The sequence below is a fragment of the Saccharopolyspora sp. NPDC045941 genome (assembly GCF_056431445.1).
Map to the genome: position 1 here is coordinate 278,319 of NZ_JBWKKU010000001.1, position 22,104 is coordinate 300,422.

Genomic DNA, 22,104 nt, shown 5'->3' on the forward strand with positions numbered 1-22,104 from the left:
TGTGGGTGGTTCAGGACCTTGTGGCTTTTGTTTTTTTTTTTCTGCATCTTCCCTTCCTGGGGACTCCCCAAACCTTTGTTGCTTTTTTCTTTTCCCCCCCCTCCCCCCTCCCCCCCCAACGACGCGCGTCAACTTCTCCGGGGGAACAATGACGGAACCGTCCGACTCGACCGGTGTTCCGCAGCAGCCGGCGGAGCAGCCGGCGGTTCAGCAGCCGGCCGAGCAGCCGATCGCGCAGCAGCCTGCTGACCAGCCGGTCCAGCAGCCGATCGCGCAGCAGCCCGTCGACCAGCCGGTCCAGCAGCCGATGGCTCACCAGCCGACGGTTCAGCAGCCGGTCCACCACCCGGTGCCGATGGCGCCGAACCCCTACGCCGCGCAGTTCGGCGTCGCCCCCGTGCCGGTGAACAACAACCTGGGCTGGGCCATCGCCGGAATCCTGGTGTGCTGGCCCTTCGGGATCCCGGCGCTGATCAAGGCGCTGCAGGTCAACTCGCTCTGGTACCAGGGCCTGCCCGACCAGGCGCAGATGTCCGCCAACGAGGCCAAGAAGTGGGGCAAGGTCGCCGTCATCGTCGGCGCCAGCCTGCTGGGCCTCTACATCTTGGCGATCGTGGCCTACTTCGTGATCATGATCGCGCTGTTCGGCTTCGCCGCCACGCAAGTGGACTGATGGTCGCCGCACGCCTTCGAACGATGGCTTTCCCGGCCGCGACCGCGCTGCTCGGCTGCGCGGCGGCCGGGATCGTGCTCGCCGCCGATCCCACCTCCGACGCCGGATTCCCGCTGCCGCCCTGCCCGGTCAAGTGGCTGACCGGGCTCGACTGCCCCGGCTGCGGCGCGACGCGGATGTTCTACAGCCTGCTGCACGGCGACGTGCTGGCGGCGCTGCACTTCAACGCGGCGGCGGTCGCGTTCATCCCGTTCTTCCTGTGGACCTGGGGCGCCTGGGTGCTGGGCCGCTGGCGCGGTCGGCGGATCCCGACCTGGGAGCAGTGGCGCTGGTCCCCGCTGGTGGCGCTGGTCCTGATCGCCGTCTGGTCGGTGATCAGGAACCTGCCGTTCCCGCCCTTCGACGCGCTCTACGTCTAGTTGTCGAACGAGCTCTGGATGCCGGTGCCGAGGACTCCCGTGGCGGCCAGGATCATGAACGTGATGAACAGCGCCCAGAGACCGGGCACGACCCATCCGACGATGATGCCCGTCAGCGCCATGCTGCGGTTGGTGTAGGCCTTCGGGTTCCGGTTGATCTCGCGCAGCGAGACGTGGCCCAGGATCGCGCCGACCGGTCCGATGAGGATGGCGCCGTAGCAGGTGAAGATCGCGGCCAGCGAGACGCACATCGAGGCGATCGCCATGCCGTTGTTCCGCGGCATCATCGGATAACCCGGCCCGTACGGCATCGGCGCCTGCTGGTAGGGGTTCTGGTCGTACGGGTAGGTCATGACGTCCTTTCGACGCGGAATGCCCGGTGATTCTTCCGCGCGGCTTCGATGCCGTCGCCCACGGGTGTGATGATGGGTGGGTGAGCCTCTACCGCGATACCGCAGTCGTCCTGCGGGTGCAGAAGCTGGGTGAGGCAGACCGGATCATAACCTTGCTGACCCGGCGCTACGGCAAAGTTCGGGCAGTTGCCAAGGGAGTGCGCCGCACGACGTCGCGGTTCGGCGCCAGGGTCGAGCCGTTCTGCCACGTCGACGTGCAGCTCTACACCGGACGCACGCTCGACGTGATCACCCAGGTGCAGACCGTGGACGCCTTCGGCGCGCACATCGTCGACGACTACCAGCGCTACACCGCGGCCTGCGCGGTGCTGGAGACCGTCGACCGGCTGGCCGCGGAGGAGGGCGAGCCGGTGCTGCGCCTCTACTTGCTGGCCATCGGCGCCCTGCGCGCGCTGTCGGGGCGGGAGCGCGACTCCTCGCAGGTGCTGGACGCCTTCCTGCTGCGGGCGATGTCCTTCGCGGGCTGGGCGCCGGCGCTCACCGAGTGCGCGCGCTGCGGCGGGGCAGGCCCGCATGCCGCCTTCAACGTGCAGGCGGGCGGCGCGGTGTGCGTCCAGTGCAGGCCCGCCGGTTCGGTGCGGCCATCGGTGCACACGTTGCCGTTGATGGAGTCGCTGCTGCACGGCGACTGGTCCTCCGCCGAGGCGGCCGTGAATCCGGTCCGCCGGGAGGCCAGCGGCCTCATCGCGGCGCACCTGCAGTGGTACATGGAACGGCAGTTGCGATCGTTGCCGCTGGTGGAGCGGACCGTGCCGGAGCTCATCCGGGAGCGGGCCGCCGATGCCGCGCTGGTCGCCGCCGCCGAAGACGGGCGCTGAGCCCCTGTGTGACCCGGGCGAGGACAATGAAACCCTCACGCCCAGCAGTCCTAAGGAGAATCCAGTTATGTTGCGACGCCGTGGGCGGGGCAAGGACGACCCGACCGTGCGGACGCCGGAACCGCACGCCTCCGGCGAGAAGCCGCCGGCGTTGCCGCCGGAGTTCGTGCCCAAGCACGTCGCCATCGTGATGGACGGCAACGGCCGCTGGGCCAACGAGCGCGGGCTGCCGCGCATCGAGGGGCACAAGCGCGGCGAGGCGGTCGTGCTGGAGCTGGCCCGCGGCGCGATCGAACTCGGCGTCAAGTGGCTGTCGCTGTACGCCTTCTCCACCGAGAACTGGAAGCGCAGCCCCGATGAGGTCCGGTTTCTGATGGGCTTCAACCGCGACGTGATCCGGCGCCGCGTCGACGAGCTCGACGGGTTGGGCGTGCGGGTGCGCTGGGCGGGCCGGAAGCCGCGCCTGTGGCGCAGCGTGGTGAACGAGCTGCAGTCCGCGGAGGTCCGCACGCAGAACAACGAGGTCATGAACCTGACCATGTGCGTCAACTACGGCGGCCGGGCCGAGATCGGCGACGCCGCGCGCGAGATCGCGCGGCTGGTGGCGGCCGGGAAGATCAACCCGGAACGGGTGGACGAGCGCACCATCGCCCGCTACCTGTACCAGCCGGACATGCCGGACGTGGACCTGTTCATCCGGCCTTCCGGCGAGCAGCGGACCTCGAACTTCATGCTCTGGCAGTCGGCCTACGCCGAGCTCGTCTTCCAGGACACCCTGTTCCCCGACGTGGATCGCCGGCACCTGTGGCGCGCGTGCGAGCAGTACGCGCGCCGGGACCGGCGGTTCGGCGGGGCCATCGATCGGGCGGCGGCCGAAACCGCCCAGGAGGGCAATTGATGACCCAGGAGGCCGCAGCCACCGCGCGGTTGCTGACCGCGGCGAAGGAAGCGCTGGAGAACTACCACGACGTGCACGTCGACGACGACGGCGCGCTCACGTTCCGGCACGGCGATGTCCCGTGCGCGGTGCAGGCGATGCAGCTCGCGGACGGGCTGACGGTGCTGAGCCTGACCTGCGTGGTCGCCTGGGACCTGCCGCCCACCGACGAGCTCGCGCAGTCGGTCGCCGAGCGCGCGGGGCAGGGCCTGTTCGGCACGCTCGGGGTGGTCCGCACCGAGCGCGGCATGGACGTGACCTTGCGCTACGCGTTCCCGGCGGAGGGGATGGCGGCGGCGCCGCTGGGCACCCTGCTGATGCTGGTGGTGGCGACGGGGTCCCAGCTGCGCACCGAACTCCTCGCCGAGCCCGAGGGCACCACCAACTAGCGGCGCCGGACCGGGGGCTGGACCGCAATTTCAATGGAAATCGAAGGTCCGATTTCCATTGAAATTGCGGTCCGTCACGGGACCGGGGGACGCGTCGGTGTGTCGGTCCGGGCTTGCGGCCCGGTGGCCGGTGCCCTGCTTGAGCAGGGGTGATGGGTTCGGGGCGAGTGGGCGCAGACGTGGGTTCACCCCCTAGTGCGAACGATTATCAGTTCGAACTGGCACGATGACCCGGTGACCGAGATCGCCGACCCGCCGCGCACGCGGCGCCCCGTCATCACCTCGTTGGAGGTGCTCTGCGGCCTGCTGGTCGTGGCAGCGGTGTTCCAGGGGCAGCTGAGCGCCTTGCTGGACGTCCCCGCACTGCGCACCGGCTCGACGGTGTTCGTCGCCGTCTGCGTCCAGGCCATGCCGTTCCTGGTGCTCGGCGTGCTGGTCAGCGGTCTGATCGCGGCGTTCGTCCCACCGGGAGCGCTGCGCCGCTGGTTGCCCGCCAACCCCGCCGCCGCGGTGCCGGTGGCCGGTGTCGCCGGGGTGGCGCTGCCCGGCTGCGAGTGCGCCTCGGTGCCGGTGGCGCGGCGGCTGATGCAGCAGGGCGTCGCGCCGGCCGCGGCGCTCGCGTTCCTGTTGGCCGCGCCGGCGGTGAACCCGATCGTCCTGGTCTCCACCGTGGTCGCGTTCCCGGACGAGCCGCTGATGGTGCTGGCCAGGTTCCTCGGTTCGCTGCTGACGGCGTGCGTGATGGGCTGGCTCTGGGCCCGGCTGGGCAAGGCGGAATGGTTCGCCGAGCGTGCGCTGCACCGGGTCGAGGCGCACCACGGTTCCGGCAGCCGGTGGGTGGTCTTCGCCGAGTCGGCCCGGCACGACCTGGTCGAGGCGGGCGGATTCCTGGTGCTCGGCGGCCTGACGTCGGCGGTGTTCAACGTCGTCGTGCCCGCGTCCTGGCTGGAGTCGCTCGGCGGCCAGCTGGTGCTGGGCGTGCTGGTGATGGCGGTGCTCGCGGTGGTCCTCGCGCTGTGCAGCGAGGCCGACGCCTTCGTGGTCGCGTCGATGCCGGGCCTGCCGCTGATCCCGAAGCTGGTCTTCCTCGTCGTCGGCCCGGCCGTCGACCTCAAGCTGATCGCGCTGCAGTCCGGCGCCTTCGGCCGCCGCTTCGCCGCCCGGTTCGCGCCCGCCACGTTCGTGGTGGCGATCGGCTGCGCGGTCGGTGTCGGCGCCCTGCTGCTGGGAGGTTCGTGATGCGCCGGGAAACCCAGAACCTGCTGTTGCTGCTGCTGGGCGGCGCGCTGCTCAAGATCGCGCTGGGCGGCAGCTACCTCCGCTACGTCAAGCCCTCGCTGTTCCCGTGGCTGGTGGTCGCCGGGGCAGTCATGATCGGGCTGTCGATCTTCGCGATCGTCCGCGACATCCGGGCCGGTGGGGCCGGGCAGCACGAGCACGGCACGCGCAGCCCGTGGATGCTCCTGCTGCCGGTGTTCGCGATCTTCCTGATCGCGCCGCCGGCCCTCGGTTCGGACTCGGTGACCCGCGACCGGATGGCGGCGCCGGCGGCCCCGAGGGAATCCCTGTTCCCGGACCTGCCGCCCGAGCAGGCGCCGCTGCTGGGCGTATCGGAGTTCGTCACCCGCGCCATCTGGGACGGAAGCGGCGCCCTCAACGGCCGGGCGGTGCGCCTGCAGGGCTTCGTCGTGCACCTGACGCCGGGGACGACGCAGCTCGCCAGGATGCGGATCAGCTGCTGCGCGGCGGACGCGGCGCCGGTGAAGGTCGAGCTCGCGGCCCCGCCGCAGGCGGCGGAGCTCCCGGCGGACACGTGGATCGAGGTGACCGGCAGGCTGCGGCCGGGCTCGGCCACCGAAGCCAACGACTACGTCCCGACGCTGGACACGATCCTGATCCGCCCGATCCCGGCTCCGCAGGACACCTACGAGTACTGACCGGGTCGCACGATCTGGTCAACGCCGCAGGCTCGGCGCCTCCGAGGTTCCGCTACCCGCACCGCTGCGCGAACGAGTCTGGAATTCCAGGAGCGTCAGAGGCCGCGGGCGGTGCAGTCGGGGCAGGTGCCGATGATCTCGACCGTGTGGCTGACGTCGGAGAAGCCGTGCTCCTGGCCGATCCGCTCGGCCCAGTTCTCCACCGGCGGGTCGGCCACCTCCACGGTCCGCCCGCAGTGCCGGCACACCAGGTGATGGTGGTGGTGGCTGGAGCAACGCCGGTAGACCGCCTCGCCGGTCGGCGTGCGCAGCACGTCGACCTCGCCCGCGTCGGCCAGGGTTTGCAGCGTGCGGTAGACCGTGGTCAGGCCGATGCCCTCGCCCTGCCGCCGCAGCTCCTCGTGCAGTTCCTGGGCGGAGCGGAAGTCGTCGACCTGGTCCAGCAGGTTCGAAACCGCCGCTCGCTGCTTGGTGGCCCGCAGTCCCGGTACGCCGACCGTGGGACCCTCGCCGGTGGTCACGCTGTCTCCGTCTCCTGTCGGGAGTTGGGTGCGATGGAACGTGGCGCCGAACCGCGCGACCGCACGCCGGAGATCTCCTCCGCGTGCGCGGCGGCGTCCACCACGATGTGCGCCAGGTGTTCGTCCACGAGGCGGTAGACGACCTCGCGGCCGTGCCGCTCGCCGTGCACGACCCCGGCGGACTTCAGCACCCGGAGGTGCTGGCTGATCAGCGGCTGGGCGACGCCGAGCGCGTCGACCAGCTCGTGCACGCAGCGTTCCGACTCCCGCAGCTGCAGGACGATCGCGATGCGCACCGGGGCGGCCAGCGCCCGCAGCAGCTCGCCGGCCTCGACCAGGATCCGCTGGTCCCGCATCGGGACCGGGTGCGCGTCCCGATCCGGGGAGTGCACGTGGTCGTCGAGGCCGTCCAAGCCCGCGGTCGACCGGGTCGGCTCGGATTGCGGGCTGACGGCGGGCATCGCTTCCTTTCCGGCGAGGCCTCCACGCGGCGTCGCCTGCCTGCGGTGGCGTCGGTCGGGCAGGCCACCCGAACGGTGACCTGCGCACGGGACGCTTCGCGCCCTCCATCCTACGGGTACGCCCGGCCTGACCTGTCACATCAATACCGCGCGCCCCGTCGGCGCCACCGCGTCGCCCGGGTGGCGAGCCCGGGCGAACGTCACCCGGTCCGGGATCGGTACGCTGGGAAACTCCAGCCCGACCAGCTGGTTCGATGCAGTCCAGCGATGATTCCGGAGTGAACGTGCCCGCCGACCAGATCGACACGATCGTCAATCTCTGCAAGCGCCGTGGTTTCGTCTACCCGTCCGGCGAGATCTACGGCGGTACGCGGTCGGCCTGGGACTACGGTCCGCTCGGCGTCGAGCTCAAGGACAACATCAAGCGCCAGTGGTGGAAGTCGATGGTGCAGGGCCGCGACGACGTCGTCGGCCTGGACTCGTCGGTGATCCTGCCCCGCCCGGTCTGGGAGGCGTCCGGCCACGTCACCGCCTTCCACGACCCGCTGGTGGAGTGCACCTCCTGCCACCACCGCTTCCGCGCCGACCAGCTCGCCGAGGAGTACTCCGAGCGCACCGGCAAGGAGATCGCCGAGGACGACCTCTCCGACGTCCCGTGCCCCAACTGCGGTACCCGCGGCCAGTACACCGAGCCGCGCGAGTTCAACATGATGCTCAAGACGTTCCTCGGCCCGGTGGAGAGCGAGGAGGGGATGCACTACCTGCGGCCGGAGACCGCGCAGGGCATCTTCGTCAACTTCGCCAACGTGATGACCACCGCGCGGAAGAAGCCGCCGTTCGGCATCGGCCAGATCGGCAAGTCGTTCCGCAACGAGATCACGCCCGGCAACTTCATCTTCCGGACCCGCGAGTTCGAGCAGATGGAGATGGAGTTCTTCGTCGAGCCCGGCGAGGACGAGCAGTGGCACCAGTACTGGATCGACCAGCGCATGAACTGGTACGCCGACCTGGGCATCAGCCGGGACAACCTGCGGGAGTTCGAGCACCCGAAGGAGAAGCTCTCGCACTACGCGAAGCGCACCGTCGACATCGAGTACCGGTTCCGGTTCGGCGGTCAGGAGTGGGGCGAGCTGGAGGGCATCGCCAACCGCACCGACTTCGACCTCACCACGCACTCGAACCACTCCGGCATCGACCTGTCGTACTTCGACCAGGCCAGCAACTCGCGGTACCGGCCGTACGTGATCGAGCCCGCCGCGGGCGTCGGCCGGCCGATGATGGCGTTCCTGATCGACGCCTACCACGAGGATGAGGCGCCGAACGCCAAGGGTGGCGTGGACAAGCGCGTGGTCCTGAAGCTGGACCGCCGACTGGCGCCGGTGAAGGTGGCCGTGCTGCCGCTGTCGCGCAACGCCGAGCTGTCGCCGAAGGCCCGCGACATCGCCGCGCAGTTGCGCCGCAACTGGAACGTCGACTTCGACGACGCCGGCGCGATCGGCCGCCGCTACCGCCGGCAGGACGAGGTCGGCACGCCGTTCTGCGTGACCATCGACTTCGACTCGCTGTCCGACCACGCCGTCACCGTCCGCGAGCGCGACACGATGTCGCAGGAGCGGGTGGCGATGGACAAGCTGGAGGAGTACCTGGCGGTTCGCCTCCTCGGCTGCTGATCCGGGCTCGGGCCGGTGGTGTTCTCGGACGCCACCGGCCCGTTTTTTTCGAAAGTGGTTGGGCCGGTTGGATTTCCCGCGCCCGGCCTGCCCCGGCGGACCCGAAGATCTGCGAGGATGCCAACGTGAGCCCCCATCGAGCCGCCCACCGGCGCCGGCCCGCAGGCCGGGTGTTCGGACGCGTCCTGGTCGGTGCCTTGCTGGTGGTGCTGCTGGTGATCGGCGGAACCGCGTTCCGGGTGTGGCAGGTGGCTCGCTCCGACGACCGGCGGCCGGTGGACATCGTGGTCGTGCTCGGCGCCGCCCAGTACCACGGCAAGCCCTCGGACGTGCTCGCCGCGCGGCTCGAACAGGCCCTGGAGCTCTACCAGGACGGCCTGACCCAGTACATCGTCACGGTCGGCGGCCGGCTGCCCGGCGATGCCTTCACCGAGGCGCAGGCCAGCAAGAAGTGGCTGACCGGGAACGGGGTACCCGCGGACAAGATCGTCGACGTCGACGTCGGCAGCGACACGCTGGGCAGCCTGCAGGCGGTCGCCGACATCTCCCAGCAGCGGGGCTGGACGAGCGCCCTCATCGTGAGCGACCCCTGGCACTCGCTGCGGGCGCGGACGATGGCCAGCGACTTCGGGCTCGACGCGTGGGCGTCCCCGGCCCGGTCCGGACCCGTGGTGCAGACCCGCGAGGTCCAGTTCAAGTACATCGTCCGGGAAACCGGCGCGTTGCTGTACTACCGGCTCACGCACGCGCCGGCGGAGATCGCCGGCGACGGCCTGGGCTGATGACCCGGGTGGGTCGACGCCGCGGCACCGCCGCCGGAATGCGGTGGTCCGTCGGGTTCGCACCGTAATCTGAGCGGGATGAGCTCCGGAGACCCCACGGGTGCCATGCCCGGCTACGACGCGCACGACCTGCGGCGGCTGCTGCCCGAGCCGCCGAAGTCGGCCGTGCCCGCCGAGGCCCGGTCGGACGACCGAAACCCGTTCGCGCGGGACCGGGCGCGGGTCCTGCACTCGGCGGCGCTGCGCCGGCTGGCGGGGAAGACGCAGGTCGTGGGCCCGGAAGAGGGCGATGTGCCGCGCACCCGGCTGACGCACTCGCTGGAAGTGGCGCAGATCGGGCGCGGCATCGCCGCAGCGGTGGGCGCCGATCCGGACCTGGTGGACACCGCCGGGCTCGCGCACGACATCGGGCATCCGCCGTTCGGGCACAACGGCGAGTGGGCGCTGAACGACCTGGCCGATGGCTGCGGCGGCTTCGAGGGCAACGCGCAAACCCTCCGCATCCTCACCCGGCTGGAGCCGAAGCTGGCCGGCTCGGACGACGTCGGCCGCGGCCTGAACCTGACCCGCGCGTGCCTGGACGCGGCGACGAAGTACCCGTGGCCGAAGCGCCCGGGCGAGGCCAAGTTCGGTGCCTACCCGGACGACCTGGCGGTGTTCGAGTGGCTGCGCGACGGCGCGCCGGAGGGTCGCCGGTGCCTGGAGGCCCAGGTGATGGACTGGTCCGACGACGTGGCCTACTCGGTGCACGACGTCGAGGACGGGGTGCTGTCGGGGCGGATCTCGCTGCGCTCGCTGACCAGCGGCGAGGAGCGCGCGGAGATCGTCCGGATGGCCGCGAAGTACTTCTGGGGCGACGGCTCGGGCGACACCGCGGGGCTGCTCGACCACGCGGCGGCGGAGCTGGTGCGGTGGCCGGTGGTGGACGCGGTGCTGGACTACGACGGCACGTTCCGCGCGCAGATCGCGCTGAAGCGGCTCACCAGCGAGCTGGTCGGGCGGTTCGTGGCCGCGGCGGTGACCGGGACGGTGGAGCGCTTCGGGCCCGGGCCGTTGACCCGCTACCGCGCGGAGCTGGTCGTGCCGGAGCCGGTGGTGGCGGAGGTCGCGGTGCTCAAGGCCGTCGCGCTGCGGTACGTGATGAGCGACCCGCAGCGGTTGCGCATGCAGGAGCGGCAGCGGGCGCTGCTGACCGAGCTGGTGTGGGCGCTGGCCGAGCGGGCCCCGGAGTCGCTGGATCCGGCGATGGCCCCGGCCTGGCACCGGGCGGGTGACGATCGGGCCCGGCTGCGGGTGGTGCTGGACCAGGTCTCGTCGCTGACGGACGCGCAGGCGATCTCCTGGCATCGAAAGCATGTACGGAACGTGTCCAAATAGATGTGACGTTAATCCGAAAGGGGAGAGTTGATCTGGGTTTCGCCCCCAGAATTCTTACTCAGTGTGTTGCTCGGCGAGCCTCGAACGCCGACGGCACCACCCCCGATCCCCGTCCGGCTGATCCGAGACCGTTCGGTGCAGCCCGCGGCCCGGCCCCGAAACCCGGGTCGCAAGGAGACCCCGATGCGCAACCGGCACTACATCCAGAAGCTCGTCGTCGGCGGCGAGCCGTACGTGAACACCGACAACCTGGCCGACTGGGTCCGGGACCTGCGGTGGCAGGACCCGGCGGCCCAGCGCGCGGCCCACTACATCGCCCAGGAACTCCGCCTGATGGGTCTGTCCGACATCGAGGAATCCGTCCGTTAGGGCGTAGCGGGCGAGAACCCGCCAATCGCTCGCGCCCACCGTCGGCCGTTCGGCTGGCAGACTCGGGATCAGCCCCGAGTCAGCCGACGCGGAAACGGAGCCCAGCGGCCGTGAGCGAACACCTCGACTTCAGCCTGTCCCTGCACCGGCGGCTCGCTCCGCCGGCGAACACCCCGTTCTGCTGGTCGCCGTACTCGGTGGCCAGCGCGCTCGGCCTGGCCGCGACCGCGACCGGCGGCCGGACCAGGGACGAACTGGTCACCGCGCTGCGCGACGACCCGGCGGGGCTGCTGAAACTGCTCGGCGGCGCCGCCGAGCTCTCCGGTGGCCCGTCCGCCGAGCCGCCCGTGCTGGCGGTGGCCAACACCCTGTGGGCGCACGCGGATCTCCCGATCCACCAGTCCTACCTGACCGCGCTGGAGGACTGGCCGGGTAGCGCGGTGCGCCACGCGCCCTTCCGGACCGCCCCGGAGGATGCCCGGAAGCTGATCAACGCCGACGTCGCGGAGACGACGCGAGATCTGATCCCCGAGCTGCTGAGCCCGGGTTCGGTGGTCGCGGACACGGTCGCTGCCCTGGTCAACGCCCTCTACCTGAAGGTTTCGTGGCGGGAGGCGTTCGACGAGAAGGCCACCGACCGGCGGCCGTTCCACGCCCCTGCGGGTGACCGCGACGCGCCGACCATGCGCGCCACCCGTCGCCTCGGCTACGCCGCCGCCGAAGGCTGGCAGGTCGTCAGCCTGCCGGCGGCCGGTGGCGTCGAGGCCGTGGTGCTGCTGCCGGACGCCGACCTGGCGACGGCGGAGCCGGAACTCGACGCCACGCAGCTGCGCCGGCTCCTCGCGGCCGTCGAGCAGCAGCGGGTGGAGTTGTTCCTGCCGAAGTTCGACGTCACCGGCGACGCCGAGCTGACCAGGTCGCTCGGCGCGCTCGGCGTGCAGGAGCTCTTCACCCCCGACGCGGACTTCTCGCCGCTGACCGATCAGCCGCTGCGGGTTTCGACGGTCGTGCACCAGGCGGTGCTCGAAGTCGATGAGAGCGGCCTCGAAGGCGCCGCCGCGACGGCGGTGATGATGCGGCTGACCGCGATCGTCCGGGAACCGGACCCGATCCGGGTCGAGGTCGACCGGCCGTTCCTGTTCCTGGTGCGCCACCAGGCCACGGGCGCCCTCTACTTCCTCGCCCGCGTCACCGACCCGAGCTGATCCGGGGGTCGTTTCTCCTGGTCACCCAGGCCGTGCGTGTTTCGGGGCGCTATAACGCCCCAAAACACGCACGGCTTGCTGGTCACCAGGGGACGCGGGTGAGCTTGTCCGGGTTGACGATGTCGAAGATCGCCGCCGGGCGGCCGTCCCGCACCGCCATGGTGAACACCCGCGGGGCGGCCGTCTCGGCGTCGTTGCCCATGAACATCACGCCGAGGTCGCCGTTCACCATCACCGGCCGGATGTTCTCGACCAGGCCGTCGCCGTACTTCTCCATGAGCCCCACGATGAACCGGGCGACCTTGTCGATGCCCACCACCGGGCGCCGCGCGGTGCGGGCCTTGCCGCCGCTGTCGCCGTAGACCGCTACCGCCGGGTGCAGCACCCGGGTGATCGCTTCGAGGTCCTTCGACGCCACCGCGGTGAGGAATTCCTCCAGCACCTGCTGCTGCTCGGGCAGCGGAACCCGCTCCGGCGGGTCGGCGTCGGCCATCGCCCGCCGCGCCCGCGCCGCGTGCTGCCGCGCGGCCGCCACGCTGCACCCGGCCACCTCGGCGATCTCGGCGAACGGCACGTCGAAGCCGTCGTGCAGCACGAACGCCAGCCGCTGGTCCGGCGGCAGCTCGTGCAGCACCCGCATCGCCGCCATCCGCAGGTCGTCCTGGGTCGCCACGATGTCGCCCGGGTCCGCGTCGAGCGAGGTCACCAGCGGTTCCGGCAGCCACGGTCCGACGTACTGCTCGCGCCGGACGGCGGCCGAGCGCATCCGGTCCAGGCACAGCCTGCTGACCACGGTGGTCAGCCAGCCCGTCAGGTCGCGGATCGTCTCGCGATCGGTCGACGCCAGCCGCAGCCACGCGTCCTGGACCGCGTCCTCGGCGTCGGCGATCCGGCCCGTGAGCCGGTAGCCGATGCCGATCAGCCGGCTCCGGTGCTGGTCGAATTCCGTGGCCAGGTCGGTGTTCGTTGCGGGCACAGCCGAGATTCTGCCGCACGGGCAAGCCACCTCGAACGTGACGATCACGATGCCCCTAGACTGGGTGCGTGGCAGGCAGGATCCGGGAAAGCGACATCGCCGAAGTGCGCGATCGCAACCGGATCGACGATGTGGTCGGGGAATACGTCGCCCTGCGCAACGCCGGCGGCGGCGCGCAGAAGGGCCTGTGCCCGTTCCACGACGAGAAGACCCCGTCGTTCAACGTCCGGCCCAGCCACGGCACGTTCCACTGCTTCGGCTGCGGCGAGGGCGGCGACGTCATCGCCTTCCTGATGAAGATCGAGCACCTCGGCTTCGTCGAATCCGTCGAGCGGCTGGCCGACCGGGTGGGCCTGCAGCTGCAGTACGAAGGCGGCACGCCGGGCCCGAAGCGGGATCGCGGCACGCGCGCCCGGATGGTCGAGGCGCACCGCATCGCCGCCGAGTTCTACGCGGAACAGCTCCGCTCCCCGGAGGCGCTGAAGGCGCGGGAGTACCTGACGCAGCGCGGTTTCGACGAGGCGGCGGCCGCGCGCTTCGGTTGCGGCTTCGCGCCGGCCGGCTGGGACAAGCTCACCAAGATCCTGCTGATGAAGGGCTTCGAGCTCGATGAGCTGATCAAGGGCGGCCTGTCCAAGGAGGGGCGCCGCGGCCCGATCGACCGGTTCCACCGGCGCCTGCTGTGGCCGCTGAAGGACCTCAGCGGCGACGTGGTCGGCTTCGGCGCGCGGCGGATCTTCGACGACGATCCGATCGAGGCCAAGTACGTCAACACCTCGGCCACCCCGATCTTCAACAAGTCGCAGGTGCTCTTCGGCATCGACCTGGCCAAGCGGGAGATCGCCAAGCGCCGCCAGGCGGTGGTGGTCGAGGGCTACACCGACGTGATGGCGATGCACCTGGCCGGCGTGCCGACGGCGGTGGCGTCCTGCGGCACGGCGTTCGGCGACGACCACATCTCGGTGCTGCGCCGGCTGATGATGGACGACGACGCGTTCCGCGGCGAGGTCATCTTCACCTTCGACGGCGACGAGGCCGGGCAGAAGGCCGCGTTGAAAGCCTTCGACGGCGAGCAGCAGTTCGCCAGCCAGACCTACGTGGCGATCACCCCGGACGGCATGGACCCGTGCGAGCTGCGGGAGGCCAAGGGCGACGCGGCGGTGCGCGACCTGGTCGCCCGTCGGCGGCCGCTGTTCGAGTTCGCCATCCGCAGCCTGCTCACCGAATACGACCTGGACTCCGTCGACGGCCGGGTCGCGGCGCTGAAGCGCACGGTCCCGCTGGTCGCGCAGATCAAGGACCCGGCCCGCCGCGACGGTTATGCCGCGAAGCTGGCCTGGTGGGCCGGCTGGAACGACGAGAACCAGGTGGTGCGCCGGGTCCGGCAGAGCTCCGGCGCCCCGGTGCGCCAGACGCGGCGCCGTCCGAGGCAGGACGAGGCGCAGCAGTCACTGGGCATGGACGTCGACCTCCCGAAGCGCCCGCCCCGGCACGACCCGCGGTTCCTGCAGCGGGAGGCGCTGAAGGCGGCGCTTCAGGTGCCCTCGCTGGCGGGCCCGCTGTACGACGCTCTGCCGGAGGAAGCGTTCACCGAGCCCGCGTACGCCGAGCTGCACCGGGCGTTGCTGGCCGCAGGCGGCACGGTGTCCGGGCTCTCCGGCGCGGCGTACGTGGACGCGGTGTCGCAGCAGTGCGAGAACGAGGCCACGCGCAGCCTGCTCACGCTGCTCTCGGTGGAGAAGCTGGAGAACCAGTCGGAGGAGGACCCGCGCTACGTCGCGGCCTTGATCGCCCGGTTGCAGGAGCGGCTGGTCAGCAGGCAGATCGCGGACATCAAGTCGAAGGTGCAGCGGATGTCGCCGCTGGAGGACGCGGAGGAGTACAACGCGCTGTTCGGCGACATGGTCGCGCTGGAGGGCTACCGCAAGGCGCTGCTGGACCAGGCCATGGGGACGCTGTGATCGCCTGGCTGCGGCAGCTCGTCGCGCGGCTGAGCGGCACGGCCGACGTGCCGGCGGACTTCCCCGGCACGCTCGACGCCGAGGAGCAGGTCCTCGCGGTGGCGAAGACGACCGAGGGCGCGCTGGTCGCCACGCACCTGGGGCTGTGGCTGCCGGAGGGCCGCCGCCTCGGCTGGCACCTGCTCAGCAAAGCGACCTGGAACAACGGCGTGCTCACCGTGATCGAGGCGGAGGAAGCCGGGGCGGCGGGCGACGCGGTGCTGCTGCGCGACCTGCCTGGTCGCCGGCTCGAACTGACCGGATCGAGCCGGTTGCCCGACGTCGTGCACGAACGCGTCAACCAGTCCATCCGCTCCCGCCACCACCGGGACCTGCCCGGCGGGGGAGCGTGGTTCGTGCAGCGCAAGGTGCCCGGCCGGGACGGGATCCTGTTGCAGGTCCGGCCGGATCGGGGAGCGGACGAGGCGGCGGTGGCCGAGTTCGCCGCGACCGTCGCGGAACGCTTGCAGCAGGCGAAAGGCCCTGAGCGGGACTGACTTTCCCTCGACACCGGCCGCACTCCGGATATACAGTACGGACGTACTGTTTACGGAGGTGTGGACGTGTGGGATCCGCAGAAGTACCTGTCGTTCAGTGACCACCGCGACCGCCCGGCCCACGACCTGATGGCCAGGGTCGGCGCGTCCCAGGCGCGCCGGGTGGTGGATCTCGGCTGCGGTGCTGGAAACCTGACCTCGCTGCTGACCGACCGGTGGCCAGAAGCGGCGGTCGAGGCGACGGACGCATCGCCGGAGATGGTCGCGGCGGCCCAAGCCCGCGGCGTGGCCGCGAAGCAGGAGGACGTGCGGGACTGGAAGCCGTTGCCGGACACGGATGTCGTGCTCTGCAACGCCGTCCTGCAATGGGTGCCGGAGCACGTGGAGCTGCTGCAGCGCTGGCTGCCCCAGCTGCCGGCCGGAGCCTGGTTCGCCTTCCAGGTGCCGGGCAACTTCGAATCGCCGTCGCACGTGACGATCCGAGAGCTTGCCGCCGAGCCGCGCTGGCGCGGCCAGGTGAGCGGCGTGCTGCGCCCGGACGCGGTGCTGCCGCCGACCGGCTATGCGGACGTGCTCTCCGACCTCGGGGCGGAGGTCGACGCCTGGGAGACGACCTACGTCCACGCGCTGACCGGAGCGGACCCGGTGCTGGAGTGGGTCACGGGCACGGCCCTGCGGCCGGTCCGGACGGCGCTGGACGACGCGGAGTGGGCGGAATTCAGGGCGGAGCTGGCGCCACGCCTGGCGGCGGCGTACCCGAGGCGGGACGACGGCACGACCTGGTTCCCGTTCCGCCGCATCTTCGTCGTGGCGCACCGCCGCTGACCTGTGATTTCGCGAGAAGGATCAATAAGAGGGGGGTCCGGTGAAGGGCCCGGGAGGCATGGGCTAGAGTAGTCATGTCAGCGCGACAAGGGCTGACAACAACGAAACATTCCTCCGTAGCTCAATTGGCAGAGCATTCGGCTGTTAACCGAAGGGTTACTGGTTCGAGTCCAGTCGGAGGAGCGCAGACCCCAGGCCAGCGGCCTGGGGTTCTTCTTTTGGGCTGATTTGTTTTCGAAGGGTGCGGATCCGCGGCGCCTTGCCCCTGGGATGGAAGCTGGGCGCATCGACCATTGATCGTCGTGATTTTCCGGCCGGCGCAGCCCGCGCGCCGAGCGAAAGATCGCTTGGTCGTGCATGGGCGGTGCAATGTGTCACAAGGGTTTTGCTTCGAAGCCGCCTGGTTCGCCCCTCTGTATCGATAGCATCACTGTCCGCAATGGGGGTGGAAGAGGTATTGGGGGAGGATCGTGGCACAGCCATCGGACCGCATCTCGTGGATGATGCGGAGGCTCGAGGGACGGGCCGTGCAAGCGGGTCGGCGCGTGGAAAAGACAATTCCGGCGCCCTGCGGCGGGCGGTCCGCTCTGACGATTGCGGCGACTCGTACTTGCGGTGATGCGGCGTGACGATGAAGGTGGCGCCGGATGCGCTGTCGGCGCACAGCACGGGATCGGCAGGTGTAGCGCAGCACCTCGACCAGCTTTCCGCAGTGCTCGAGCAGGCTCGGGTCAGCGACGACTGCTTCGGGCCCATCGGGGAGTTCCTCGCTTCTGCTTACTTCGAATCGCTGGCGGAGTGCCGTGACCTGGGGAAGCAGGCCGGTGCATTCATGCAGCACATTTCGGAAGCAGTGGGCGAATGCGCGAAGGACTACGCGGAGACCGACCGAGGCGAGGCCGACAACTTAGGCAAGATCGATGTAGCCGGAATGGCGGCATCCGGCGCGGGACCCGCCACGTTGGCAGGTGTCAACAGCGCCGGTGGTCAGCGGAGCTTCATGGCTCAGACAGCCGGGTACGGCATGTCCACCGTCTCGGCCGGCCAGGATCTGGCCAAGGCGGACACCCCGCCTGACATCGCAATTGCGACGGTCAACGCCCGCATGGAGCAGCTGCAGCTGGTCACCAGCCCAGGCCAGTCGTTCATCGACAACGGTCTCGGATTCCTGATCTCGCTGGTGATCAGCCCGCTCGTCGAGTTCGTCCTGGAACCGGCTATCGGTGACCCCGAGCAGATGCGCAGTACGGGAAAAGGCTGGGAGCAGGTCGCCGAGTGGTTGGAGAAGCTGGGCGAGCAGGAGAAGCAGCGCGCCGACGCGACCCGGCCCGTTTGGGAAGGCCAGGCCGGGGACGCGTTCCGCAAGCAGCTTCACGAGTTCACCGATGGCACGAAAGCGTTCGCCACCGATGTGCGCGGGCTCAAGCAGATGCTGGATCTCGCTGCGGACCTGTTCGACGCGTTCGTCGAGATGGTCATCGACATCATTCAGGAACTGGTCATCGGCCTGATCATCGAGTGGATCGCCGCGCTGGCCGCATCGTGGATCACGGCGGGCGCTTCCGTCGGTGCGGCCTCCGGGCTGACCGCCTCCCAGGTCGCGATCACCGGAACTCGGTTGGGCACCAAGATCGCGAACCTGGTTCACAAGCTGAAGCCACTTGTCACCAAGCTGGAAGACCTGCTCCAGATGTTGCGAAAAGGCCCGCTCCGCAAGGTCGTGGAGAAGATGGACGGCCTGCGCAACGGTAACAAGCTCGAGCAATGGGCAGCGCGCAAGATCGACGCCAACCCGTTGGCGAAGACGCTAACCCGTGGAGATACGGGCGACCTCCGTGATGCTCAGAAGGCTCTGAAACAGGCGGAAGAGGCGGTCCAGCGCGGTGAACCCGGCGCTCAGACTGCGTTGAACAGGGCGCGGCAAGCAGTCGACGAAGCGCGGGAGAACGCGTCGATGGCCTCCACCACCGGGAACCGCTTTTCGCACCAGGCGGTCCGCAGCGATGACGGTACGGTGGTTGCGCAAACCGACCACCACGGCAACCTGAAGACCACCTTGAGCGGTGACTTGAAGCCGGAATTGGAGAGCGCCACGGGCGAGCGAGCGCTGGCGGCGAATGTCGTGCAGGCCGGGCTGGGGACGCTTGGCCTGGGTGGTGAAGCGCGGTGGCAGGACGCTGTCATCCATCAGGGCAGTCAGGCCGTGTTCCAGGAAGGTGTTGAGCAGGGCGTCAAGTACGGATACGACAAGGCAGTGGACCCGTCGAGCGATGAAGACCGCAAGGCGGCGGAAGAACGCGGCTTCCAGGTCTGAGGAGACGATGAATCGTGACGGTGTCGGGCAAGCTCGGAGCGGCGCTCGTAGCCCGGCAGTGGTGGTGCCAGGCAGGTGAGCCGATCCTGTGGGCCGTGTGGCAGGTCGGTGAGACCTATCGAGTGGCGGGGTGCGACGAGAACGGGTTCCCGAAGAAGACCACCGGTAGCAGGTTCGCCCGTGCGGCTGGGCGGGCGGTGGCTTCCGCCGGCGACGCTGCGGTCACAGGTCTTCTGACCGCAGCGTTCGGCGGCACCGACGACCGGGGACCGCGAAGCACCAAGCGTTCACCGGATCTCACCGTTGTCGGGTCGATGCCGGATTGTTCGGCGATGCGCCTCATCCGTTCTGAAGCACCGGAGCGAGGTGGAACGTACCGGCAGTTGTGGGTCCTGACACCTACGCGGCTGGGCGTGCTCGTACCCGTCGTGGAGCCGAAGAATGAAGGGGCTTCGGACGGCATCCGCCAGCTCGGCCGGGGCTGGGGAGACGTGGGCCGCGCGTTGGTGGGGAGATCCCCTGAGGAGTTCGGGAAGAACAAACCTGGCGAGCCGCTGCGGGGCGAGGAGGTGCTCGCCTGGTTCGAACTGGCCCGGAGCGACGTCGCCGGCTGCCGGCTGGCTGGGGACACCAGGTACCCGGACCAGGTCCGGCACTGCGCTCTCCTGCTGCCTGACGGGTCTGGCTTCGTGCTGAACGCGAACTCGGCGCTGGGCGCGCGTGCCATGGTCGATGCGACGAACGGCGGGAATCGTGGCTGATCTGACGCTTCAGGACCAGCAACTGCTGCGCGAGAAGTGGAAGCCGCTTCTGGAACAGCATTGGGTGGCCGAGCGCGAGTCCGTCCTGTGGATCGAGCTTCCGTCCCAGGGCTACGTGGGATCGGTAGTGGCTCAGCGGGTCAACGTCCCGCACGCCCCGATGTCCGCGGTCAGGAGTTCTTTGGTCGGAACGCCGAACTGGCCCCTCCCGAGCGAGCTAGTCACCAGCGGCGCGTTCCTGGCCGATGAGTGGGCGGATGACCCCTCGATCATGTGGTGGGTTCTCTCCGCCGCGCCGGAGCTCGACGCCGCGCTGTTCGGCGACCACATTGCGAACGTTCCTGGTGAGGCGTTCGTAGTCCTCACCACGCACCGGCTGGCCGTCGTGGTGGCGGGGAAGCACCTCGCAGCGGCAGAGCCGGAAGCGCACTCCGCCGGAGGATTCTTCGATCGGGCCAGGGCGGTTGTTCACCAGGTGCAGCGCGCGGCCGAAGGCATCTCGTCGCAGTCCGGAGACGCGCCGGTCTCCTACTTCGAGGTCCCTTTGGCGCGGATCGCTCGGATGCACGCCGTTCGCCTGGGCCGGAGCATCCCGAACTCGGGGTTCTTGCGGATGGACTTCGCGGACGGTTCCACCCTGTTCGTCCGCTCCGGTGATGCCGATGCTCACAAGGCCGCGTTCGAGCAGTTCTTGTCGAGCCGCTGATCGCTTCGCGGCCGCTGGCCGGTTTCCCGCACGCCTTCGACTGTCGGCCGATGGCGTCAGGGGCGGGTTGCGTAGACTATTCTGTTGTCTATTCCTTTTGGGGCTTCTTCGGGGGTTTGGGCTCTTGCTTTGAAGCCTCTGGCCGTCAGGGTTTTCAGGATTCTGTCTAGTGTGGACCTTGTTTCGTGGACCTCTATTGCTAGTTGCTTGATGCGGGGCCAGTCCTCTTCCGCTATTCCTCTCAGGGCTGCTTCTTCGCTTCCCTCTATGTCCATCTTGATCAGGTCTATCTCGGCATTCGGGGGTAGGAGGTCCGACAGTGGCGTGGTGGGGACCTGGAGCGCTTCGTTTCGGTAGAGCTGTTCCGCTATCGTCGGGTTCGCGTACTTCGCCACCGTTTGCTTGTCCTTGAGCTTTTCCGCTAGGTGGGACGTTGAGTTTCCCGGCATCGATGGGAAGAAGTAGAACTCCGCCCTTCCCGGCGCGTCCGACAGGGCCGTCGCGTGGACCGTGACATCGGAGACGTTGTGGTGGCGGATGTTCGCGCGCAGGGATTCGACGTTGTTCGGGATCGGTTCCACCGCTAGCACCGATGCGTCCGGGTAGTTCTGCTTGATGAACAGCGTGAACAGGCCGATGTTCGCTCCCGCGTCCACCACCAGGCCCTTCGGGTTGATCGGGGCCAGGCCGGTCAGGTACGTGTTTCGGCCGAAGATCTCTTCGTAGATCAGCTTCGCCTCGGTCAGCACCGGGTTCCCGGTCGCCGGGGTGTAGCACTCGAATCCCTCGGCCACCTCGACGAGGTCCAGGTCAGACATCCACTCCACCCTTCGCCACCGAGCCGGGGTCGCCGGCCAGGAACTCCGTCAACGCGTCGGCACCTCGCGCCGCCGCATCGGTGCTGCGCAGTTCTTCCCGCCACCTGGCCAAGTTGTCCCGCACGGCCCGATCCGCCGCGAGCTCTTCGACCGCCGCGCGCAGCTCCGCCGCGGTCACCGCTTCCGGGTCCACCGCGCGTCCCAGGCCCAGTTCGGCGGCGCGCCTGCCGTTGAAACCCTGCTCGGGCGTCTGGGGGAGCGACACCAGCGGGACGCCGTGCAGCAGGGATTCCATTGTGGACCCCATGCCGGTGTGCGACACGAACGCCGATGCGTGCCGCAGCACCGCTAGCTGCGGAACCTGTTGATGCACCTCGAAGTTCGCCGAAAGTGGATCTGGCGGGTTGGCGCGGCCGGTTGCCATGACGACGTGCCAGGGCGTGTCGGCGAACGCCTCGACGCACAGCCTCAGCAGGTCCGGTCGGTCGTTGAACACCGTCCCCAGGGAGATGAGCAGGATCGGCGCGTCCGTTGCCGGCGGTGACCAGTCGCCCGGGCGGGCTCGTCCGGGCAGGGCCGGGCCGAGGAAGCGGAACTCCGGGCCGAACGTCTCGCCCGCGATCTGGAACTTCCGCGGCAGGAAGACCAGGTTCAGCCCGGCGCGGGCCGCTGTCGGCAGCAGCGCCTGCAGCGGCAGGCCCCGCCGGTGCGCGAATCCGGCGAGCTTCTGGCCGCTCGTGAACAGCCTCGGATCGGTGTGGTCGAGGTCGGCCGGCCACATCTGCTGCTGCAGCGAGAAGTGCTCGTTGCCGACCATGTTCGGCGCCAGGCCCACGCCCGGCACCCCGAGTTCGGCGGCCAGGGCGCGGCCGGGCAGGCCCATGACGTCGAAGCACACGCAGTCCGGGCGGTCGGCCCGGAACGGGCTCGCCAGCTCGTCGTACGTCGTGATCAGCTCTTCGATACCCGCGTCCATCATCTTGATCAGGTTCTCCGCGGTGTAGCCGTGCCCCGCCAACCCGGCCAGCTCGACGTGCCACGGCATCTCCACCGGCGTCGCGCCCGCCCGCCGGACCGCCGCGGCCTGGTCGCCGCCGGTCGCGTAGCTGATCCGGTGGCCGCGGGCCACCAGTTCCTCCACCAGCGGCAGCGTCGGGTTCACATGACCGTGCGCGGCGAGCGAGACGAACGCGAAGTGCTTGCCCATGATCCTCCCCATCGCCCGCGCCCGTAGCG

Annotated in this window: 24 protein-coding genes and 1 tRNA gene; 19 read left to right on the forward strand and 6 right to left on the reverse strand. The window is 69.7% G+C overall.

Going from position 1 to position 22,104, the window contains the following annotated elements; translation table 11 throughout:
• The first annotated feature begins 148 nt into the window (after nt 1-148).
• Both AC07FN_RS01265 and AC07FN_RS01270 read left to right on the forward strand, forming a co-directional pair.
• Entirely contained in the window at nt 149-673 is a 525-nt protein-coding gene (locus AC07FN_RS01265) for a CD225/dispanin family protein (protein WP_478393787.1), read from the forward strand.
• 23 nt (nt 674-696) lie between these two features.
• Nucleotides 697-1,092, forward strand: a complete 396-nt coding sequence (locus AC07FN_RS01270; RefSeq protein ID WP_452612029.1) for a DUF2752 domain-containing protein — start codon at nt 697-699, stop codon at nt 1,090-1,092.
• Here the strand turns inward: AC07FN_RS01270 and AC07FN_RS01275 are convergent.
• Nucleotides 1,089-1,445, reverse strand: coding sequence for a DUF4190 domain-containing protein (locus AC07FN_RS01275; RefSeq protein WP_478393788.1), 357 nt, complete (start codon nt 1,443-1,445; stop codon nt 1,089-1,091). The two genes, AC07FN_RS01270 and AC07FN_RS01275, sit on opposite strands and share 4 nt — an antisense overlap.
• An 80-nt stretch (nt 1,446-1,525) precedes the next feature.
• On the opposite strand from AC07FN_RS01275, the gene recO reads away from it, so the two are divergent.
• From recO to AC07FN_RS01300, 5 genes are all read left to right on the forward strand, one after another.
• A complete protein-coding gene (gene recO / locus AC07FN_RS01280) occupies nt 1,526-2,323 on the forward strand; it encodes a DNA repair protein RecO (protein ID WP_478393789.1) in 798 nt (265 codons plus the stop codon).
• 67 nt (nt 2,324-2,390) lie between these two features.
• Nucleotides 2,391-3,221: an isoprenyl transferase gene (locus AC07FN_RS01285; protein WP_478393790.1), complete on the forward strand. Its 831-nt coding sequence runs from the start codon at nt 2,391-2,393 to the stop codon at nt 3,219-3,221.
• Nucleotides 3,221-3,649 carry a hypothetical protein gene (locus AC07FN_RS01290; protein ID WP_478393791.1) on the forward strand — a complete coding sequence of 143 codons (429 nt, stop codon included), beginning with the start codon at nt 3,221-3,223 and terminating at the stop codon, nt 3,647-3,649. Before AC07FN_RS01285 ends, AC07FN_RS01290 begins: the two co-directional genes overlap by 1 nt.
• Nucleotides 3,650-3,883: 234 nt before the next feature.
• A complete protein-coding gene (locus AC07FN_RS01295) occupies nt 3,884-4,888 on the forward strand; it encodes a permease (protein WP_478393792.1) in 1,005 nt (334 codons plus the stop codon).
• Nucleotides 4,888-5,586, forward strand: coding sequence for a TIGR03943 family putative permease subunit (locus tag AC07FN_RS01300; protein ID WP_478393793.1), 699 nt, complete (start codon nt 4,888-4,890; stop codon nt 5,584-5,586). The genes AC07FN_RS01295 and AC07FN_RS01300 overlap by 1 nt, the downstream gene beginning before the upstream one ends.
• A 95-nt stretch (nt 5,587-5,681) precedes the next feature.
• Here the strand turns inward: AC07FN_RS01300 and AC07FN_RS01305 are convergent, their stop codons facing one another.
• Nucleotides 5,682-6,107 carry a Fur family transcriptional regulator gene (locus AC07FN_RS01305; RefSeq protein WP_358579831.1) on the reverse strand — a complete coding sequence of 142 codons (426 nt, stop codon included), beginning with the start codon at nt 6,105-6,107 and terminating at the stop codon, nt 5,682-5,684.
• On the reverse strand, nt 6,104-6,568 hold the full coding sequence (locus tag AC07FN_RS01310) for an ArsR/SmtB family transcription factor (RefSeq protein ID WP_452612023.1): 465 nt from the start codon (nt 6,566-6,568) through the stop codon (nt 6,104-6,106). The genes AC07FN_RS01305 and AC07FN_RS01310 overlap by 4 nt, the downstream gene beginning before the upstream one ends.
• 284 nt (nt 6,569-6,852) lie before the next feature.
• Between AC07FN_RS01310 and AC07FN_RS01315 the strand changes: the two genes are divergently transcribed.
• The 5 genes from AC07FN_RS01315 to AC07FN_RS01335 all read left to right on the forward strand — a co-directional run bounded on the left by AC07FN_RS01315 (nt 6,853) and on the right by AC07FN_RS01335 (nt 11,971).
• Nucleotides 6,853-8,238: a glycine--tRNA ligase gene (locus AC07FN_RS01315; RefSeq protein WP_452612235.1), complete on the forward strand. Its 1,386-nt coding sequence runs from the start codon at nt 6,853-6,855 to the stop codon at nt 8,236-8,238.
• Nucleotides 8,239-8,363: 125 nt separating this feature from the next.
• Entirely contained in the window at nt 8,364-9,020 is a 657-nt protein-coding gene (locus AC07FN_RS01320) for a YdcF family protein (RefSeq protein WP_358579837.1), read from the forward strand.
• Nucleotides 9,021-9,098: 78 nt separating this feature from the next.
• Nucleotides 9,099-10,397, forward strand: a complete 1,299-nt coding sequence (locus tag AC07FN_RS01325) for a deoxyguanosinetriphosphate triphosphohydrolase (protein ID WP_478393794.1) — start codon at nt 9,099-9,101, stop codon at nt 10,395-10,397.
• Nucleotides 10,398-10,580: 183 nt separating this feature from the next.
• Entirely contained in the window at nt 10,581-10,766 is a 186-nt protein-coding gene (locus AC07FN_RS01330) for a hypothetical protein (protein ID WP_132489332.1), read from the forward strand.
• Nucleotides 10,767-10,876: 110 nt separating this feature from the next.
• Nucleotides 10,877-11,971 (forward strand): serpin family protein, encoded by a 1,095-nt coding sequence (locus AC07FN_RS01335; RefSeq protein WP_478393795.1) that lies wholly within the window; start codon nt 10,877-10,879, stop codon nt 11,969-11,971.
• 82 nt (nt 11,972-12,053) lie between these two features.
• Here AC07FN_RS01335 and AC07FN_RS01340 read toward each other — a convergent pair whose 3' ends face one another.
• Nucleotides 12,054-12,947, reverse strand: a complete 894-nt coding sequence (locus tag AC07FN_RS01340; RefSeq protein WP_478393796.1) for a sigma-70 family RNA polymerase sigma factor — start codon at nt 12,945-12,947, stop codon at nt 12,054-12,056.
• A gap of 68 nt (nt 12,948-13,015) precedes the next feature.
• Here AC07FN_RS01340 and dnaG point away from each other — a divergent pair, with 68 nt between their 5' ends.
• The 7 genes from dnaG (at nt 13,016) to AC07FN_RS01375 (ending at nt 20,050) form a co-directional block, all read left to right on the forward strand.
• Complete coding sequence (gene dnaG, locus AC07FN_RS01345; protein WP_452612018.1) at nt 13,016-14,908, forward strand: DNA primase; 1,893 nt, start codon at nt 13,016-13,018, stop codon at nt 14,906-14,908.
• Nucleotides 14,905-15,444: a hypothetical protein gene (locus AC07FN_RS01350; RefSeq protein ID WP_478393797.1), complete on the forward strand. Its 540-nt coding sequence runs from the start codon at nt 14,905-14,907 to the stop codon at nt 15,442-15,444. Before dnaG ends, AC07FN_RS01350 begins: the two co-directional genes overlap by 4 nt.
• A 66-nt stretch (nt 15,445-15,510) precedes the next feature.
• Nucleotides 15,511-16,269, forward strand: coding sequence for a trans-aconitate 2-methyltransferase (locus AC07FN_RS01355; protein WP_478393798.1), 759 nt, complete (start codon nt 15,511-15,513; stop codon nt 16,267-16,269).
• A gap of 110 nt (nt 16,270-16,379) precedes the next feature.
• Nucleotides 16,380-16,452, forward strand: a tRNA-Asn gene (locus tag AC07FN_RS01360).
• Between the two features lie 448 nt (nt 16,453-16,900).
• On the forward strand, nt 16,901-18,583 hold the full coding sequence (locus AC07FN_RS01365) for a WXG100 family type VII secretion target (protein WP_478393876.1): 1,683 nt from the start codon (nt 16,901-16,903) through the stop codon (nt 18,581-18,583).
• 14 nt (nt 18,584-18,597) lie between these two features.
• The gene (locus AC07FN_RS01370) at nt 18,598-19,344 is read left to right on the forward strand and encodes a hypothetical protein (RefSeq protein ID WP_478393799.1); all 747 of its coding nucleotides are present in this window, start codon (nt 18,598-18,600) and stop codon (nt 19,342-19,344) included.
• Nucleotides 19,337-20,050 (forward strand): hypothetical protein, encoded by a 714-nt coding sequence (locus tag AC07FN_RS01375; RefSeq protein ID WP_478393800.1) that lies wholly within the window; start codon nt 19,337-19,339, stop codon nt 20,048-20,050. The genes AC07FN_RS01370 and AC07FN_RS01375 overlap by 8 nt, the downstream gene beginning before the upstream one ends.
• A 56-nt stretch (nt 20,051-20,106) precedes the next feature.
• Here AC07FN_RS01375 and AC07FN_RS01380 read toward each other — a convergent pair whose 3' ends face one another.
• Entirely contained in the window at nt 20,107-20,868 is a 762-nt protein-coding gene (locus AC07FN_RS01380; RefSeq protein WP_478393801.1) for an FkbM family methyltransferase, read from the reverse strand.
• Nucleotides 20,861-22,075 carry a macrolide family glycosyltransferase gene (locus AC07FN_RS01385; RefSeq protein ID WP_478393802.1) on the reverse strand — a complete coding sequence of 405 codons (1,215 nt, stop codon included), beginning with the start codon at nt 22,073-22,075 and terminating at the stop codon, nt 20,861-20,863. The genes AC07FN_RS01380 and AC07FN_RS01385 overlap by 8 nt, the downstream gene beginning before the upstream one ends.
• Nucleotides 22,076-22,104 lie beyond the last annotated feature (29 nt).